16 protein-coding genes are annotated in these 16,565 nt (G+C 65.5%); 7 read left to right on the top strand and 9 right to left on the bottom strand.

Going from position 1 to position 16,565, the window contains the following annotated elements; genetic code table 11:
* Positions 1–97: 97 nt before the first annotated feature.
* Positions 98–1,231, bottom strand: a complete 1,134-nt coding sequence (locus tag A3AS_RS0124925) for a zinc-binding dehydrogenase (protein ID WP_018320282.1) — start codon at positions 1,229–1,231, stop codon at positions 98–100.
* Positions 1,232–1,275: 44 nt separating this feature from the next.
* The gene (gene eno / locus A3AS_RS0124920) at positions 1,276–2,559 is read right to left on the bottom strand and encodes a phosphopyruvate hydratase (protein WP_026202325.1); all 1,284 of its coding nucleotides are present in this window, start codon (positions 2,557–2,559) and stop codon (positions 1,276–1,278) included.
* A 175-nt stretch (positions 2,560–2,734) separates the two neighbouring features.
* On the opposite strand from eno, the gene A3AS_RS0124915 reads away from it, so the two are divergent.
* On the top strand, positions 2,735–3,712 hold the full coding sequence (locus A3AS_RS0124915) for a membrane protein (RefSeq protein ID WP_018320280.1): 978 nt from the start codon (positions 2,735–2,737) through the stop codon (positions 3,710–3,712).
* A 134-nt stretch (positions 3,713–3,846) separates the two neighbouring features.
* The gene (gene queF / locus A3AS_RS0124910) at positions 3,847–4,299 is read left to right on the top strand and encodes a preQ(1) synthase (protein WP_049814977.1); all 453 of its coding nucleotides are present in this window, start codon (positions 3,847–3,849) and stop codon (positions 4,297–4,299) included.
* A 3-nt stretch (positions 4,300–4,302) separates the two neighbouring features.
* On the opposite strand, the gene A3AS_RS0124905 is transcribed toward queF, so the two are convergent.
* The 6 genes from A3AS_RS0124905 to tpiA form a co-directional block, all read right to left on the bottom strand.
* Positions 4,303–5,508 carry an MFS transporter gene (locus tag A3AS_RS0124905; protein ID WP_018320278.1) on the bottom strand — a complete coding sequence of 402 codons (1,206 nt, stop codon included), beginning with the start codon at positions 5,506–5,508 and terminating at the stop codon, positions 4,303–4,305.
* Positions 5,508–6,356, bottom strand: coding sequence for a 3-deoxy-8-phosphooctulonate synthase (gene kdsA, locus A3AS_RS0124900; RefSeq protein WP_018320277.1), 849 nt, complete (start codon positions 6,354–6,356; stop codon positions 5,508–5,510). The genes A3AS_RS0124905 and kdsA overlap by 1 nt, the downstream gene beginning before the upstream one ends.
* Positions 6,357–6,479: 123 nt before the next feature.
* Positions 6,480–6,806, bottom strand: a complete 327-nt coding sequence (locus tag A3AS_RS0124895; protein WP_018320276.1) for an NIPSNAP family protein — start codon at positions 6,804–6,806, stop codon at positions 6,480–6,482.
* A 79-nt stretch (positions 6,807–6,885) separates the two neighbouring features.
* Positions 6,886–8,517, bottom strand: coding sequence for a CTP synthase (locus A3AS_RS0124890; RefSeq protein ID WP_018320275.1), 1,632 nt, complete (start codon positions 8,515–8,517; stop codon positions 6,886–6,888).
* Between the two features lie 166 nt (positions 8,518–8,683).
* On the bottom strand, positions 8,684–9,070 hold the full coding sequence (gene secG / locus A3AS_RS0124885) for a preprotein translocase subunit SecG (RefSeq protein ID WP_018320274.1): 387 nt from the start codon (positions 9,068–9,070) through the stop codon (positions 8,684–8,686).
* A gap of 141 nt (positions 9,071–9,211) precedes the next feature.
* Positions 9,212–9,967, bottom strand: coding sequence for a triose-phosphate isomerase (tpiA, locus tag A3AS_RS0124880; protein ID WP_018320273.1), 756 nt, complete (start codon positions 9,965–9,967; stop codon positions 9,212–9,214).
* Between the two features lie 223 nt (positions 9,968–10,190).
* Here tpiA and A3AS_RS0124870 point away from each other — a divergent pair, with 223 nt between their 5' ends.
* Genes A3AS_RS0124870 through moaC form a run of 4 tightly spaced genes read left to right on the top strand, consistent with a single transcriptional unit; the run spans position 10,191 to position 14,448 of the window.
* Positions 10,191–12,089: a SurA N-terminal domain-containing protein gene (locus A3AS_RS0124870; RefSeq protein WP_018320271.1), complete on the top strand. Its 1,899-nt coding sequence runs from the start codon at positions 10,191–10,193 to the stop codon at positions 12,087–12,089.
* 14 nt (positions 12,090–12,103) lie between these two features.
* On the top strand, positions 12,104–13,123 hold the full coding sequence (trpD, locus tag A3AS_RS0124865) for an anthranilate phosphoribosyltransferase (RefSeq protein ID WP_018320270.1): 1,020 nt from the start codon (positions 12,104–12,106) through the stop codon (positions 13,121–13,123).
* Position 13,124: 1 nt separating this feature from the next.
* Positions 13,125–13,946, top strand: coding sequence for an indole-3-glycerol phosphate synthase TrpC (gene trpC, locus A3AS_RS0124860; RefSeq protein ID WP_018320269.1), 822 nt, complete (start codon positions 13,125–13,127; stop codon positions 13,944–13,946).
* Position 13,947: 1 nt separating this feature from the next.
* Positions 13,948–14,448: a cyclic pyranopterin monophosphate synthase MoaC gene (gene moaC / locus A3AS_RS0124855; RefSeq protein ID WP_018320268.1), complete on the top strand. Its 501-nt coding sequence runs from the start codon at positions 13,948–13,950 to the stop codon at positions 14,446–14,448.
* A gap of 14 nt (positions 14,449–14,462) precedes the next feature.
* Here the strand turns inward: moaC and A3AS_RS0124850 are convergent, their stop codons facing one another.
* Positions 14,463–15,056: a CGNR zinc finger domain-containing protein gene (locus A3AS_RS0124850; protein ID WP_018320267.1), complete on the bottom strand. Its 594-nt coding sequence runs from the start codon at positions 15,054–15,056 to the stop codon at positions 14,463–14,465.
* 139 nt (positions 15,057–15,195) lie between these two features.
* Here A3AS_RS0124850 and A3AS_RS0124845 point away from each other — a divergent pair, with 139 nt between their 5' ends.
* Entirely contained in the window at positions 15,196–16,392 is a 1,197-nt protein-coding gene (locus tag A3AS_RS0124845) for an amidase (protein ID WP_371260710.1), read from the top strand.
* The last annotated feature ends 173 nt before the right edge of the window (positions 16,393–16,565 follow it).

Below are 16,565 nucleotides of genomic sequence, written 5' to 3'. Positions count from 1 at the left end.
CCGCGGTTTTTTCCGCGTTCAAATGGCGGCGGAATAATCTCCGGCTTCGCTCAGAAGGCAAGACCTTCCTTCGGTGACCTGCGGTCGCAGATCACGATTATTTATTTGGGTTGATGAGGAATTTTTCGCCGGTGGCGCGTTTGGCGTACACCGCGATGTTGGCGGGATCGAGCACCTCGGTCAGCGACACCACCTTGGTGTAGTGACTGGCGAAGGTGGTCTTGAGCTCGGACGCGACGCGCTGGCGCAGGCGACCGATCTCGGCCGGACCGATGTTCTGGAGGAACGGCGTCAGCAGCCAGCCGCCGACGCCCCAGGTCAGTCCGAACGACCGGCTCAATTCGGTCGGACGGTTGTCGAGGCTGCCGTAAATGTAGATCTGCTTGTACACGTTGGAGCCGTAGCGGCTGTATTCCTTCGCGGTCTTGTTGGCGGCGACTTCCATGGCGGTCAGGATCTGGCTGGCCAGCTTGCCGCCACCGATGGCATCGAAGGCGATCGTGGCGCCGGTCTCGACCAGCGCATTGGTGAGATCCTCGGTGAAGCTCGCCGCGCTGGAATCCACGACGTGCTTGGCGCCGATCTTGTACAGGATATCGGCCTGCTCCTTGCTCCGGACGATGTTGACGAGGCCGATGCCGTCCTTGATGCAGATCTTGTTGAGCATCTGGCCGAGATTGGAGGCGGCGGCGGTGTGCACGAGCGCCTTGTGGTTCTCCCGCCGCATCGTCTCGGTCATGCCGAGCGCGGTCAGCGGATTGACGAACCAGGACGCGCCGTCCGCGGCCGTGGTGCCCGCCGGCAGCTCCATGACGTCGCGGACCTTCAGCACGCGGTACTGCGTGTACATCGCGCCACCGATCATCGATACGGTCTTGCCCATCAGCGCCTTCGCAGCATCCGACGATCCGGCCCCGATCACCGTGCCGGCGCCCTCGTTGCCGACCGGCAGCGACTGATCGAGCCGGGCTCCCATCATCCGCATCGCAGCCTCCGGCATCGTCGCGGTGATGACCGGCATCTCCTTCGTGCCGGAGGCCTTGGCGGCCGACATGTCGGCGGGCCCGATCAGGAGTCCAAGGTCCGACGGGTTGATCGGTGTCGCCTCGACGCGAACCACGACCTCATCGTCGGCCGGCTCCGGGGTCGGGACATTCACGAGGGACAATTCCAGCTCGCCGCTCTTCTTCAGCAGCGACCGCAGTTGCAGTCCGGTCTTGCCGTCGCTCATGTCGATCCTCCCCTGTCCGTCTTTTCTCGAGTCGAAGCGCTGGCTTATGCCAGCGCTTTCAGTGCGGCCTTGCCACCATACAGCGCCTGCTTGCCGAGCTGCTGCTCGATGCGCAGGAGCTGATTATATTTGGCGGTGCGGTCGGAACGAGCAAGGGAGCCGGTCTTGATCTGACCGCAATTGGTGGCGACCGCGAGGTCGGCGATGGTGGAATCCTCGGTCTCGCCGGAGCGGTGCGACATCACCGAGGTGTAGCCGGCCTTGTGCGCCATCTCGACGGCGGCGAGCGTCTCGGTCAGCGTGCCGATCTGGTTGACCTTGATCAGGATCGAGTTGGCGCGGCCGGTCTTGATGCCGTCGGCGAGGCGCTTGACGTTGGTGACGAACAGGTCGTCGCCAACCAGCTGGCACTTCTTGCCGATGAGGTCGGTGAGCTCCTTCCAGCCGTCCATGTCGTCTTCCGACATGCCATCCTCGATCGTGACGATCGGATAGCGCGAGACGAGGTCGCCGAGGTACTTGGCCTGCTCGGAGATCGAGCGGGTCTTGCCCTCGCCTTCATAGACGTATTTGCCGTCCTTGAAAAACTCGGTCGAGGCGCAGTCGAGGCCGAGCACGATGTCGGTCCCTGCCTTGAAGCCGGCCTTGCCGATCGCGTTCATGACGAATTCCAGCGCGGCATCGGCGGACGGCAGGTTCGGGGCAAAGCCGCCCTCGTCGCCGACATTGGTGTTGTGGCCGGCCTTCTTCAGCTCCGACTTCAGCGTTTGGAAGACCTCAGCGCCGTAGCGCAGGCCTTCGGCGAAGGACGAGGCGCCGACGGGCAGGATCATGAACTCCTGGAAGTCGATCGGGTTGTCGGCGTGCACGCCGCCATTGATGATGTTCATCATCGGCACCGGCAAGAGGCGCGCGGAGGTGCCGCCGACATACCGATAGAGCGGCATGTCGAGCGAATTCGCGGCCGCCTTGGCGCAGGCGAGCGAGACGCCGAGGATGGCGTTGGCGCCGAGCCGGCTCTTGTTCGCCGTGCCGTCGAGGTCGATCATGATCTGGTCGATCTGGGCCTGCTGCTCGGCATCGAGACCGCTCAAGGCCTCGAAGATCTCGCCGTTGACGGCACCGACCGCCTTGCTGACACCCTTGCCGAGATAGCGCGCCTTGTCGCCGTCGCGCAGCTCCACCGCCTCATGGGCACCGGTGGAGGCGCCCGACGGCACCGCGGCCCGGCCGAGCGCGCCATCCTCCAGCACGACATCGACCTCGACGGTGGGATTGCCCCGGCTATCGAGGATTTCGCGGCCGATGATGTCAATGATGGCGGTCATGATGTGCACTTCCGTTCGTTGGAGCTGATCGGTTCGCCGCGGGTCTTACACGGGCCGCAAGCAAATGTGAACGCTTGAGGGTGGCACTTCGACTGACGCGTGAAGGCGCCAGGATTAAGGTCGAGGGCATCGGTCTGCGCGTGCATCCTCAATCCCAAGCAGTCGGGGTAACGCCATGAATCGCCGCCAGTTTCTTGCTTCCAGCACCGCCCTGTTCGTGGCTCGCCCAAGTTTTGCCCAGGAGGGCCCGTTCCGGACAAAATACTTCCCGATCAGTGCCGGTATCGGCCTGCACGATCTGACGCCTGCCCCTGACGGTTCGGTCTGGTTCACGGCGCAGGGCAAGGGCTTGCTCGGCAGGCTCGATCCCCGGGATGGCAGTTTCAAGACGGTCGGCCTCGGTCAGGGCGCCGCGCCGCATGGTGTGACCGTCGGCCCCGATGGCGCGCCCTGGATCACCGAGGGCGGCCAGAACGCGATCGCACGGGTCGATCCCGGCGATCTCAAGGTCACGCTGTTCCGCCTGCCGGAAAAGTTCGCCTCGGCCAATCTCAACACCGGCGTGTTCGACAAGGAAGGCACCTACTGGTTCACCGGCCAGTCCGGCTATTACGGCCGCCTCGCGCCGAAGTCCGGCGAAATGAATGTGTTCAAGGCGCCCAAGGGCGTCGGCCCCTATGGCATCACGGTGACGCCCAAGGGCGAGGTCTGGTACGCCTCGCTTGCCGGCAGCTATATCGCCAAGATCGATCTGGCGAGCGGCAATGCCGGCGTCGTGCAGCCGCCGATACCGAATGCGGGTTCACGGCGCGTCTGGTCGGATTCGAAGAGCCGGATCTGGGTCAGCGAATGGAACAGCGGCCATGTCTCGGTGCACGATCCCGCCGATGGCTCGTGGAAGAGCTGGAAGCTGCCGGGCGAGCGTCCTCGCGCCTACGCTGTCTTTGTCGACGACAAGGACAAGGTCTGGCTGACCGATTTTTCGGCCAACGCCATCGTGCGCTTCGATCCGGCCACTGAGAAATTCAACGTCTTCGCGAGCGACAAGGCCAATGCCAATGTGCGCCAGCTCGACGGCCGACCGGGCGAGCTCTGGGGCTGCGAGTCCGGCAACGATCGCATCGTGCTGATCCAGACGATCGCGGCCGGTTGACGGCAGCGGCATTTGCGTCCATCCCGGCATCCTCTGGAGCGCGATCTTATCGCGCTCCGATTTCTAAGTTGAGCATGATCTTTCGGAAAACCGGTGCCACTTTTCCGGATCATGCTCCAAAGGATGTGACGACGATGGCGAAGAAATCCCTCCAGCTCGGCCGCGCAGTCGAATGGCCGCACACACCGGAAGACGCCCAGCTCGACCGCGTGCCCAATCCGCAAAAGGGTACCGACTATCTGGTGCGCTTCACCGTGCCGGAATTCACCTCGCTCTGCCCGGTCACGGGCCAGCCGGATTTCGCGCATCTGATGATCGATTACGCGCCCGACGCGTGGCTGCTGGAATCGAAATCGCTCAAACTCTACATCGCGAGCTTCCGCAATCACGGCGCCTTCCACGAGGACTGCACCGTGATGATCGGCAAGCGCATTGCCAGCGAGATCAAGCCGAAATGGCTGCGCATCGGCGGCTACTGGTATCCGCGCGGCGGCATCCCGATCGACGTGTTCTGGCAGACCGGCCGCGTACCCAAGGGCCTGTGGGTGCCGGAGCAAGGCGTCGCGCCCTATCGCGGGCGGGGGTGAGCCTCAGCGCGCGTCGGACGGCGCCCGCGCCTTGAGCAATTGAGCGCAGACGAAGCCAAGCACGACCATGATCGCGGCGCTCGCGAACAGGGTCGGCATCTTGCCGGCATGCTGGAGCCCAAAGCCATAGGCGAGCGGTCCCACCGTCTGCCCCATGAAGAAAAAGAACGAATGCAGCGACAGCGCGGTGGCGCGCGCCTCGACCGAGAGCTCGCTGGCGAAGACCTGGAGACAGCCATGGGCGATGTAGAAGCCCCATCCCATCACGATGAGATTCAGCGCCTGCACTTCCCAGCGCGGACCGAACGCAACGGCGACGAGTTGCGAGGCGACCAGCGTCATGCCTGCGATCATCATGCCCCTGACGCCGAGCCACGGCAGCAGACGCGACACCGTCAGCGTGTAGAACAGGCCGCCGACCGCAAAGCCGGCGATGACCATGCCGGCGATCGACAGCGAGGTCTGCCCCAGCTCGAACAGGAACGAGGCGATGTAGGGAAACAGGCCGAGCACGCAGCAGCCTTCGATGAACACCGCTGAATAGCAGACATAGGCATTCGGATTGGTGAAGATGGTGCGATAGCCGGCCTTCAGCGCCGACAGGCTCGTCTTCGGCGGGTGCTTGACCTTGGCGCCGCGAAAGCCGGCGGCAACCGCGATCGACGCCACGATCACAAGCGCGCCGAGCACCGCGAGCACGCCGCGCCAGCCGAGGAAATCGCCGATCAGGCCGGAGGCCGAGGCACCGAGCAGATTGCCGGTCATGGCGCCGGCAAGCGTGCGGCTGATCGCGACCTGACGTTTCTCGGGCCCGACCAGATCGCTGGTCAGGCTGAGCGCCACCGGAAACACGCCGCCGGAGCCGATGCCGGCGAGGATGCGGGTCGCAAACAGAACCGAGAACGAGGACGAGAGCGCGCCCAGGATGTTGGCAAGGCCGAGCAGCGCGAGGCAGCCGATCATCAGCCGCGTCTTGCCGAACAGATCGGCGGCGGCGCCGACAATGGGCTGGATGATCGAGAAGGTGAAGGCGAACACCGCGGCAAAGCCCGCGGCGGTGGCAATGCTGACGCCAAAATCCTCGGCGACATGCGGCAGCACCGGATCGAGTGCGCGCGCCGAAAGCGCCGCGGCGAAGCTCGCACCTGATATGACGTAGAGGGCGGCCGGCAGGCCCTGATCGTGCGGCCGCGCCTCGCCTTGCTGCATCAGCGCGGGTTCTTTGCCAGCGCGTCGAACGCCATCAGCCTGGCGATCAGCGCCTCGAACTCGCGCAGCGGCACCATGTTGGGGCCGTCGGAGGGCGCGCGATCAGGATCGGGATGGGTCTCGATGAAGACGCCGGCGACGCCGACCGCCACGGCCGCGCGCGCCAGCACCGGCACGAATTCGCGCTCGCCGCCCGACGAGGTCCCCTTCCCGCCCGGCTGCTGCACCGAATGGGTGGCGTCGAAGATGACGGGCGCGCCGGTGGTGCGCGCCAGGATCGGCAGCGCACGCATGTCGGAGACCAGCGTGTTGTAGCCGAAGGAAGCGCCGCGCTCGGTGACGAGCACGTTGGGATTATCCGCGCTGGTGATCTTCGTGACGACATTCGCCATGTCCCACGGAGCGAGGAATTGCCCCTTCTTGACGTTGACGACCTTGCCGGTCGCGGCGGCAGCCAGCAACAGATCGGTCTGCCGACAGAGGAAGGCTGGGATCTGGAGGATGTCCACGGCCTGCGCCACCTCGGCGCATTGCGTGGCCTCGTGCACGTCGGTCAGGACAGGCAGGCCGAGCGAGGAGCGGATTTCGGCGAAGATCGGCAGCGACTGCGCCAGCCCAAGGCCGCGCGCCCCCGACGCGCTGGTGCGGTTGGCCTTGTCGAAAGAGGTCTTGTAGACGAGGCCGATGTTCAGCCGCGCAGCGATCTCCTTCAGCGCGGAGGCGACCTCCAGCGCATGCTGACGGCTTTCGAGCTGACAGGGTCCTGCAATGATCGAGATCGGCAGATCATTGCCGAACTTGACCTTTCCGATGGTGACGACCGGCGCCGCTGAATGCGAAGAGCTCAAGGCAAATCCCTCGTTTCGGCGCGACCATAGCCGCGATGAGGGTCGGATCAACCCTATTCGGGCCGGGCTGCTTGAATAACAGGGTTGCGCCGGGGCTCCCCGGCGCCTCCCTTGCAGGAGCTGCTACTTGACCGAGGAGAAGGCGGTCGGCGCCAGGATCTGGCTGTCGATGTTGGCGACGATCTGGCCGTCGGCTTCGCTCTCGGTGCGCGCTTTCATCCAGTCCGGATCGGCGATGAACTTGCCCCACTTCGTCTCGCGCTCGGCGAGCGACTCCCAGGCGAGGAAATAGGTCAGATCCTGGTTGGATTCACCGATCACGGTCGTAAAGAACCCGGCCTGCTTGATGCCGTGCTTCTCCCAGATCTTCAGCGTTGCGGTCTCGAACCGCTTCAACAGCGCGGGCAGCCGGCCGGGGACACAGCGATAGACGCGCATTTCGTAGATCATTGGAGTTCACTCCTGCATTGTTGTTCTTGCAGGGAGCTTGTCGCAACAAAACGCGCAATCGTCAAAGGGAGAGCGTGCGCTACACCAGCCGGCTCTGCACCATCGCCGCCCGAATGAACGACGCGAACAGCGGATGCGGCTCGAACGGCCGCGACTTCAGCTCGGGATGGAACTGGACGCCGATGAACCAGGGGTGATCCTCGTACTCGACGATTTCAGGCAGCACGCCGTCCGGAGACAAGCCTGAGAATTTCAGGCCGTGCTGCTCGAGGCGGTCCTTGTAGGCGGTGTTGACCTCGTAGCGATGGCGGTGGCGCTCGGAAATCTCGGTCGCGCCGCCATAGACCTGCGAGACGCGGCTGCCGCGGTTGAGCGCGGCGGGATAGGCGCCAAGCCGCATCGTGCCGCCGAGATCGCCGGCCTGCGAGCGCTTCTCGAGCTCGTTGCCGCGCAGCCACTCCGTCATCAAGCCGACCAGCGGCTCCTTGGTCGGGCCGAACTCGGTGGAGTTGGCGTCCTCGATGCCGACGAGATTTCGCGCTGCCTCGATCACCGCCATCTGCATGCCGAAGCAGATGCCGAAATACGGCACGTCGCGTTCGCGCGCGAACTGCGCCGCGCGGATCTTGCCTTCCGCACCGCGCTGACCGAATCCGCCGGGCACCAGGATGCCGTTGACGTGCTCGAGGAACGGCGCGGGATCTTCCTTCTCGAAGATCTCGCTTTCGATCCAGTCGAGGTTGACCTTGACCTTGTTGGCGATGCCGCCATGCGAGAGCGCCTCGATCAGCGACTTATACGCATCCTTCATGCCGGTATATTTGCCGACGATGGCGATGGTGACGTCGCCCTCGGGATTGCGGATTCGTTCGTTGATCTGGTGCCAGCTCTTGAGCACCGGCGGGATGCGCGATTCGATGCCGAAGGCGGCAAGCACTTCGTCGTCGAGGCCCGCCGCGTGGTAGGCTTCGGGCACGGCGTAGATGCTGTCGGCGTCGCGCGCCTCGATCACGGCGCTTTCACGCACGTTGCAGAACAGCCCCAGCTTGCGCCGCTCTTCCTTGGGAATCTCGCGGTCGGTGCGGCAGAGCAGGATGTCCGGCTGAATGCCGATCGAACGCAGCTCCTTCACCGAGTGCTGCGTCGGCTTGGTCTTCAACTCACCGGCGCTCGGAATGTACGGCAGCAGCGTGAGGTGGATGTAGATGGCGTGATCGCGCGGCAGCTCGTTCTTGAGCTGGCGGATCGCCTCGAAGAACGGCAGGCCCTCGATGTCGCCGACGGTGCCGCCGATCTCGACCAGCACGAAGTCGTAATCGTCATTGCCGGAGAGGACGAATTCCTTGATCGCGTTGGTGACGTGCGGAACCACCTGGATGGTCGCGCCGAGATAATCGCCGCGGCGCTCCTTGGAGATGATGTCCTGATAGATGCGCCCCGTGGTGATGTTGTCCTGCTTGGTCGCAGGACGGCCGGTGAAGCGCTCGTAGTGACCGAGATCGAGATCGGTCTCCGCGCCGTCATCGGTGACGAACACTTCGCCGTGCTGATACGGCGACATCGTTCCGGGATCGAGGTTGAGATAGGGGTCGAGCTTGCGGAGGCGGACCTTGTAGCCCCGGGCTTGCAACAGCGCACCGAGTGCCGCTGAAGCCAGACCCTTGCCGAGCGAAGAAACCACGCCGCCGGTGATGAATATGTACCGCGCCATGGGACTTAACCTCTAATCCCTCGAATACGATTCGCCAAAGCGATTCGTATTCCGCCCCAAAGATTTTGCGGGCCTGTGGGTGAGCCAAAACTAAGAGTGGTGACAGTGCCTTGATGGGGATTGTTGATGCAGGACGGTAGCCACCGCCCTGCATGGCCCCCCTGCTTTATTGCGAACGAGGCACCTGCGGGCCGCTCGGAGCCGGCGCCTGCTGCTGCTCGTCGGCCTTCTTCAGCGAATCCAGGATGCCGCCCGACGTCGGCGGCGCGATCGGCGATCCGCCGGCCGGCTGGCCCTGCGAGGCCGGGGTGCCGATGATCGACGACGGCGCGCGGCTGTAGCCCGCATGCCAGGACAGGAACATGCTGGTGAGGAAGAAGCCGGCGGCGAGGATCGCGGTGGTCCGCGTCAAGAGGTTCGCGGTGCCGCGGCTCGACATGAAGCCTGCGCCCCCGCCCATGCCGAGGCCGCCGCCTTCCGACTTCTGGAGCAGGACGGCGCCGATCATGACGGCGACGATCATGAGGTGGATGACGATGACAACGGTCTGCATAGTATCCTTCCGTCACAAGCGGGCGGCGCCTGACGGCGGCCGATCGCGCTTCGCGGGTTTTCCTGAAGTTGCGCGGTGTTACACGATCAGAGGGGGCATTGCCACCCCCGATCGGGACCGGATCAGCCGCTTTGAGGTTAGCTAGGGGCAGCCCTTGGCGATCGCAAGGAAATCGGCCGCCTTCAGGCTGGCGCCGCCGACCAGGGCGCCGTTGACGTTCTTGACCGCCATCAGCTCGGCCGCATTCGAGGGCTTGACCGAGCCGCCGTAGAGGATGCGCATCTTCCCCCCGTCGGTCTTGAACCGGGAGGTCAGGACCTCCCGGATAAACCCATGAATCTGCTCGACATCCTTGGCCGTGGGGGTGAGCCCGGTGCCGATCGCCCAGACCGGCTCATAGGCCACGATGAGATTCGCGGCCGTCGAGCCATCAGGCAGGGAGCCGGCGAGCTGCCCGCGCAGGATGTCCAGGGTCTGGCCGGCGTCGCGCTGGCCTTGCGTCTCGCCGATGCAGACGATCGCCGTCGCACCGGCGCGCCAGACGGCCTCGGCCTTCTGCCGGATCAGGGCATCGCCCTCGCCGTGGTCGGCGCGGCGCTCGGAATGGCCGACGATGACGGCGGTCGCCCCGGCATCAGCCAGCATTTCGGCGGCGATATCGCCGGTATGGGCACCGGAGGCCTTGGGGTGGCAATCCTGGGCGCCTACCGCGACTTTCTTGCCGCGCGCCTTGTCGGCGAAGGCCGCAATCAGGGTCGCAGGCGGGCAGACCAGCAGATCGGCCTTGCCGGTCACCTCGGCCGCACCATTGAGCATGGCGTCGAACTCGGCGGCCTGGGCCTTCAGGCCGTTCATTTTCCAATTGCCGGCGATCAGGGGGCGGATGGCGTCGGTCATGTCAATTTCCAGCAAAATGAGGTTTGTGCATGCGCTAGCAGAGGACCTGCTGCAGTTCCAGAGACCAGAGGCTTTTAACCGCAGCCGCAAACGGTCGCCGGACCCGAGGTTGCGGGGGGAAAGCCACCACTTTATGATGATTGATCAATTTGGTGACGCGCTTTTGCTGAATCTGCATTAAGACGCGCTCCCGTTCCCCTCCTGCTCAAACAAGTTGGACCAAATGCTTCGAGGAATGCGCAAGGCCTCATCAAACTGGCTCGGCAAGACGATTATGGCCGTGGTGATGGGCGTGTTGATCGTCAGTTTCGGCATTTGGGGCATCGCCGACATCTTCAAGGGCTTCGGGCAGTCCACGGTGGCCAAGGTCGGCAGCACCGAGATTTCGCTGAACGAGTTCCGCCAGATCTACACGGACCGCCTGCAACAGATCAGCCGCCAGTTCGGCCGTCCGCTGACGCCCGACCAGGCGCGTGCCTTCGGCCTCGACCGCCAGGTGCTGCAGCAGACGATCGCGGAAGCCGCCCTCGACGAAGAGGCGCGCCGGCTCGGGCTCGGCCAGTCCGACGACCAGATCCGCCAGCTCATCATGAACGACCCCAACTTCAAGGGCGTCGGCGGCAGCTTCGATGCGAACCGGTTCCAGGCCGTGATCCGCAATTTCGGCTATACCGAGCAGCGCTACGTCGCCGAGCAGCGCAAGGTGTCGCTGCGCCGGCAGATCACCGGCACGATCGGCGCCGGCCTCGAGCCGCCGAAAGCCATGATCGACGTGCTGACGCGCTTCCAGAACGAGCAGCGCGCCATCGAGTTCGTCAGGCTCGACGCCGCCCAGGCCGGCCAGATCGACGCGCCCTCGCCCGAGGCGCTCGCCGCCTATTTCGAGGATCACAAGGTTCAGTTCCGCGCGCCCGAATACCGCAAGATCTCCTTCGTCGTGGTCTCGCCGGAAGAAATCGGCAAGTGGAGCGAGGTCTCCGACGAGGACGCCAAGAAGATGTTCGAGCAGCGCAAGGACCGGCTCGGCACGCCGGAGAAGCGCCAGATCCAGCAGATCGTGTTTCCCAACGTGACCGACGCGCAGGCCGCACGCGAGCGCCTCGTCGGCGGAATGTCGTTCGAGGATCTCGGCAAGGAGCGCGGGCTGAGCGCCTCCGATGTCGACCTCGGCCTCGTGACCAAGTCTTCGCTCGCTGCCGCCGTCGGCGATGCCGCCTTCGCGCTTCCCGTCGGCGAGATCAGCCAGCCGATCCAGGGCGGGCTCGGCGTCGCGATCGTCAGGGTCGACAAGATCGAGCCGGGCAAGGAGGCGGACTACGCCAGCCTTGCCGGCGACATCAAGCGCGAGATCGCCACCGAGCGCGCGCGCGTCAAGGTTGCCGATCTCCGCGACAAGATGGAAGACGAGCGCGGCGGCGGCGCCAGCGTGATCGACGCTGCGCAGAAGCTCGGCCTCACCGCCGTGACCATCGACGCGGTCGATCGCTCCGGCCGCGCCCCGAACGGCCAGCCGGTCGCCAACATTCCGCAGGGCCTCGACGTGGTGTCGCAGGCCTTCAACACCGATGTCGGCGTCGACAACGACTCGATCTCGTTCAAGGGCGGCTATGTCTGGTACGACGTGCTCGCCATCACGCCTTCGCGCGACCGCAATCTCGACGAGGTCCGCGACCAGGTCGAGGCGCGCTGGCGCCAGGACCAGATCGCCACCAAGCTCAAGGCCAAGGCGACCGAGATGGTGCAGAAGCTCGAAGCAGGCGGCAAGCTTGCCGATGAAGCCGCAGCGATCGGCGCCAAGGTCGAGACAGCAACCGGCTTCAAGCGCGACGATACGCCCGCCGGCGTGCCCGCGGCCGTCGTATCGGCCGCCTTCCGCACCGCCAAGGACGGCGTCGGACAGACGCCGGTGACCGGCGGCACCGAGGTGATCGTGTTCCGCGTCACCGACATCGTCGAACCCGCGGTCGACGCCGCCTCCGACGCGATCAAGAAGCTGAAGGAAAGCCTCGACCGTGCCCAGACCGAGGAGCAGGTCGCCTCTTACGTCAACAAGCTTGAAACCGACATCGGGACCACCATTAATCAGGCCGCCTTCGCGCAGGTGACCGGCGCGAACCAGTGAGTTGAAAGCACGCGATGGACGACCTGAAATCGATCATTGGAAAAGTGGCGACCGGCGCCAGCCTGTCGCGTGAGGAAGCGGCTTCCGCCTTCGACGCCATGATGTCGGGCGAAGCCACGCCCTCGCAGATGGGCGGCCTGTTGATGGCGCTGCGGGTGCGCGGCGAAACGGTGGACGAGATCACCGGCGCCGTTACGGCGATGCGCTCCAAGATGCTGAGCGTGACGGCACCGCCGGAAGCCGTCGACATCGTCGGCACCGGCGGCGACGGCTCTGGCTCGGTCAACGTCTCGACCTGCGCCTCCTTCATCGTCTCCGGCGCCGGCGTGCCGGTGGCCAAGCACGGCAACCGCGCGCTGTCGTCGCGCTCGGGCGCCGCCGACGTGCTGGCCTCGCTCGGGGTGAAGATCGACCTCAGGCCCGAGCAGGTCGGCCATTGCGTGCGCGAATGCGGCATCGGCTTCATGTTCGCCCCCGCTCATCACCCGGCCATGAAGAATGTCGGCCCGACGCGGGTCGAGCTCGCGACACGCACGATCTTCAATCTGCTCGGCCCCCTGTCCAACCCGGCGGGCGTGAAGCGGCAGATGGTCGGCGTGTTCTCGCGGCAATGGGTGCAGCCGCTGGCGCAGGTGCTGAAGAACCTCGGCTCTGAATCCGCCTGGGTGGTGCACGGCTCCGACGGCCTCGACGAGATCACCCTCACCGGCCCGACCTTCGTCTCCGCGCTCCACAACGGCGAGATCCGCAATTTCGAGGTGACGCCGGAGGACGCCGGCCTGCCGCGCTGCGAGGCCGGCGCGCTGAAAGGCGGTGACGCCGACGCCAATGCAATCGCCCTGCAGAGCGTGCTCGACGGCAAGCCGAGCGCCTACCGCGACGTCGCGTTGATGAACGCCGCCGCCGCGCTGGTGGTGGCCGGACGCGCCAAGGACCTCAAGGAGGGCGTCGCGCTCGGCATGAAGTCGATCGACAGCGGCGCGGCCAAGGCGAAGCTGAAGCACCTGATCGCGATCTCGAACGGCCAAGCCTGACATGTCGGACATCCTGACCAAGATCGAAGCCTATAAGCGCGAAGAGATCGCAGCCGCCAAGCGCGCGGAGCCACTCTCGGCGGTCGAGGCGAAGGCCAAGGCGCAAGCCGCACCGCGCGGCTTCGTGCGCGCGATCAAGGCCAAGCACGCCAATGGCGACTACGCGCTGATCGCGGAGGTGAAGAAGGCTTCGCCGTCGAAGGGGCTGATCCGCGCCGATTTCGACCCGCCCCAGCTCGCCAAGGCCTATGAGGCCGGCGGCGCGGCCTGCCTGTCCGTACTGACCGACACGCCCTCGTTCCAGGGCCATCTCGACTTCATGGTGGCGGCGCGTGCAGCGACGGCACTGCCGGTGCTGCGCAAGGATTTCATGTTCGACACCTACCAGGTGGCGGAAGCGCGCGCGCACGGCGCCGATTGCATCCTGATCATCATGGCCGCGCTCGATGATACCACCGCCAAAGACCTCGAAGACGCCGCGCTCGCCTACGGCATGGACGTGCTGATCGAGATCCACGACCGCGCCGAGCTCGACCGCGCGCTCAAGCTCCGCTCGCCGATGATCGGGGTCAACAACCGCAATCTTCGCACCTTCGAGACCACGCTCGCGACCAGCGAAACGCTGGCGCCGCTGATCCCGGGGGATCGACTGATGGTCGGCGAGAGCGGCATCTTCACGCCCGCCGATCTTGCCCGGCTCGAGCGCGTCGGCATGTCGACCTTCCTGGTCGGCGAGAGCCTGATGCGGCAGGCCGACGTCACCGCCGCGACGCGCACGCTGCTCGCGCGCCAGAGTGCGGCGCGCGCGACGGGCACGCGCTGACATGGCGCGCAAGCCGGCGAAAAAAGCCGTCCCGGCCCTCACCCATATCGGCGCCTCCGGCGAGGCGCGGATGGTCGACGTCTCGGACAAGCCCGCGACCGAGCGGCTTGCGGTCGCGGAGGGCCGCGTCGTCATGACCAAGGCGACGCTCGATCTGATCGTATCCGGCAATGCCAAGAAGGGCGACGTGCTCGGCACCGCCCGCATCGCCGGCATCATGGCCGCCAAGCGCACCTCGGAGCTGATCCCGCTCTGCCATCCGCTGGCGCTGTCGAAGGTGACGCTCGACATCGAGCCCGACGCAAAACTGCCGGGTTGCCTCGTCCGCGCCAGCGTAAAGGTCACGGGTCCGACCGGCGTCGAGATGGAGGCCCTCACGGCCGTCTCGGTCGCCTGCCTCACCATCTACGACATGATCAAGGCGGTCGAGCGCGGCGTGCGCATCGAGGGCATCCATCTGGTCGAAAAGCTCGGCGGCAAGTCCGGCCATTACCGCGCCTGACTGCGCAATCCGCTCTATTTCGCCTCGCGCTGCCGCTCGCGATAAGCGCGCGTCTTCATCCGGTTGCCGCATAGCGTCGACATGCACCACCGCCGCGTCGATGGTTTCGACCGGTCGAAGAACACCCGGCGGCATTCCTCCGACGCGCACATCTTCAGCCGGTCCAGCGTTCCCACGAGGGTTGCGTCATGAAGCTCGATCGCGATGGCCGAGAGGCCGGCGAGCGCATCCTCGCGCGCCGCTGACAGCGTTGCGCCACGGCCTGCGAGCGCTTCGACCCGCAACGGGAACGGCGCCAGCGCGTCATTGAGCGCGCCAAGAACGCTCTTGTTCCGGAGCCGCTCGCTCGGCTCACACTGCAGATAGGCACGCAACGCCCCGCGCAGCCTCAGCGCAGTCTCGAACATCGCCGGCGTGACATGGCCGCCCTTGGCGCCAAGGCCGCGTTCCCGCATCCAGTCCGCCAGGTCCTTCGGGCCACTGAGCTCATCGCTCTCCGGGTGCTCCACGCCGAAATGCGTGAAGTGGCGAACATCGAGCGTGTTGGCGAAATCGTAGAGGTTCGCCAACGCGTCGGGAACCTGGAATTTGCGCGACTCTTTCGACATCGGAACACCAAAGATTTGAACACCAGTAAAACAGATTTACTGGTTGACAGCAAGCGACACCTGTATCTTACTCATACTGGTGTCGAACGATCCCTCGGGGTCGAACGCCTCTGCTATCACCGGAATGGAGAACCGAGCCGTGGCCGACGCCCTGCACTATCTCGAACTCACCGCGCTCGCGGCACGCCTCAAGGCGCGCGAAATCTCGGCGCTGGAGATGACGCGCGCACAACTCGACCGGATCGATTCCATCGACCGCGATCTCGGCAGCTACGTTCACGTGATGGCGGAAACGGCCATGGCCGAGGCGGAAGCCGCGGACGCCGACATCGCGCAGGGCCGGTATCGGGGGCCCCTGCATGGCGTGCCGATTGCGCTCAAGGACCTGTTCTGGACCGAGGGCGTTCCGACGGCGGCAGGCACGACGCTTCATCGCGACTTTCGTCCCAGTGCAGATGCAACCGTCGTGCGCCGGCTCAAGAACGCGGGCGCCGTGATCCTTGGCAAGGTGCAACTCACCGAGTGCGCCTATGCCGATCACCATCCGCTGGTGAAACCGCCGAAGAATCCGTGGAATGCGAGCTACTGGCCGGGTATCTCGTCCAGCGGCTCGGCGGTCGCGACGGCTGCCGGACTTTGCTTCGGCTCGCTCGGCTCCGACACCGGCGGTTCGATCCGTTGGCCCTGCGCCGCCAACGGCCTGACCGGATTGAAGCCGAGCTGGGGCCGCGTCAGCCGCCACGGCACCTTCGAGCTTGCCGCGACCCTCGACCATGTCGGACCGATCGGCCGCAGCGCGGCCGACGCCGGTGCGCTGCTCGGCGTCATCGCCGGACACGATCCGAACGACCCGACGTCGCTGGTCGATCCGGTGCCCGACTATCTGGCCGCCGCCGCACAGGACGTGCGGGGCCTGCGGATCGGCGTCGATCCCGCCTGGAACAGCGACGACGTGGACGTTGCGACCCAGCGCGTGCTGGCGGACGCCATCGATGCCTTCCGCGCGCTTGGCGCCGACACCGTCAATGTCCGATTTCCCGACGTCACGCAGGCGATCGCCGACTGGACGCCGAACTGTGCGGTGGAAGCTGCGGTCGCTCATGAGGCGACCTATCCCGCTCGCAAGGATGAGTATGGTCCGATCCTCGCCTCCGTGCTCGAGACCGGCCGCGCTCTATCTGCTCTCGACTATCAGAAGATCCTGCTGCGGCGGCTGGCGCTACGCGGCCGGGTGACTGCGCTGTTCGAGACCATCGACCTGCTGCTGATCCCGGTGCACCCGTTCCCGCCCGTGACGCTTGCCATGATCCAGACGCTCGGCGAACAGCCGGACTGATTGCGAAGCTGCAGCGCTACACCTGCCCGTTCGACATGACCGGTCATCCCACCATCACGCTGCCAGGCGGTGCGTCGACGGACGGGCTGCCGATCGCATTCCAACTCGTCGCCGCCCATCTGGACGAAGCCACGCTCGTGCGCGCCGGCGCGGCCTTCCAGCGGGCCACGTCC

Source organism: Bradyrhizobium sp. WSM2793, assembly GCF_000379585.1.
Lineage (GTDB): Bacteria > Pseudomonadota > Alphaproteobacteria > Rhizobiales > Xanthobacteraceae > Bradyrhizobium.
Note: the sequence above shows the minus strand (reverse complement) of the source record. Positions and strands in the feature narration are given on the sequence as shown.

Coding starts and splice junctions, on each gene's coding strand:
- A3AS_RS0124925 (WP_018320282.1), bottom strand. CDS start 1,231: ATGAGCGACGGCAAGACCGGACTGCAACTGCGGTCGCTGCTGAAGAAG.
- eno (WP_026202325.1), bottom strand. CDS start 2,559: ATGACCGCCATCATTGACATCATCGGCCGCGAAATCCTCGATAGCCGG.
- A3AS_RS0124915 (WP_018320280.1), top strand. CDS start 2,735: ATGAATCGCCGCCAGTTTCTTGCTTCCAGCACCGCCCTGTTCGTGGCT.
- queF (WP_049814977.1), top strand. CDS start 3,847: ATGGCGAAGAAATCCCTCCAGCTCGGCCGCGCAGTCGAATGGCCGCAC.
- A3AS_RS0124905 (WP_018320278.1), bottom strand. CDS start 5,508: ATGCAGCAAGGCGAGGCGCGGCCGCACGATCAGGGCCTGCCGGCCGCC.
- A3AS_RS0124895 (WP_018320276.1), bottom strand. CDS start 6,806: ATGATCTACGAAATGCGCGTCTATCGCTGTGTCCCCGGCCGGCTGCCC.
- A3AS_RS0124890 (WP_018320275.1), bottom strand. CDS start 8,517: ATGGCGCGGTACATATTCATCACCGGCGGCGTGGTTTCTTCGCTCGGC.
- secG (WP_018320274.1), bottom strand. CDS start 9,070: ATGCAGACCGTTGTCATCGTCATCCACCTCATGATCGTCGCCGTCATG.
- tpiA (WP_018320273.1), bottom strand. CDS start 9,967: ATGACCGACGCCATCCGCCCCCTGATCGCCGGCAATTGGAAAATGAAC.
- A3AS_RS0124870 (WP_018320271.1), top strand. CDS start 10,191: ATGCTTCGAGGAATGCGCAAGGCCTCATCAAACTGGCTCGGCAAGACG.
- trpD (WP_018320270.1), top strand. CDS start 12,104: ATGGACGACCTGAAATCGATCATTGGAAAAGTGGCGACCGGCGCCAGC.
- trpC (WP_018320269.1), top strand. CDS start 13,125: ATGTCGGACATCCTGACCAAGATCGAAGCCTATAAGCGCGAAGAGATC.
- moaC (WP_018320268.1), top strand. CDS start 13,948: ATGGCGCGCAAGCCGGCGAAAAAAGCCGTCCCGGCCCTCACCCATATC.
- A3AS_RS0124850 (WP_018320267.1), bottom strand. CDS start 15,056: ATGTCGAAAGAGTCGCGCAAATTCCAGGTTCCCGACGCGTTGGCGAAC.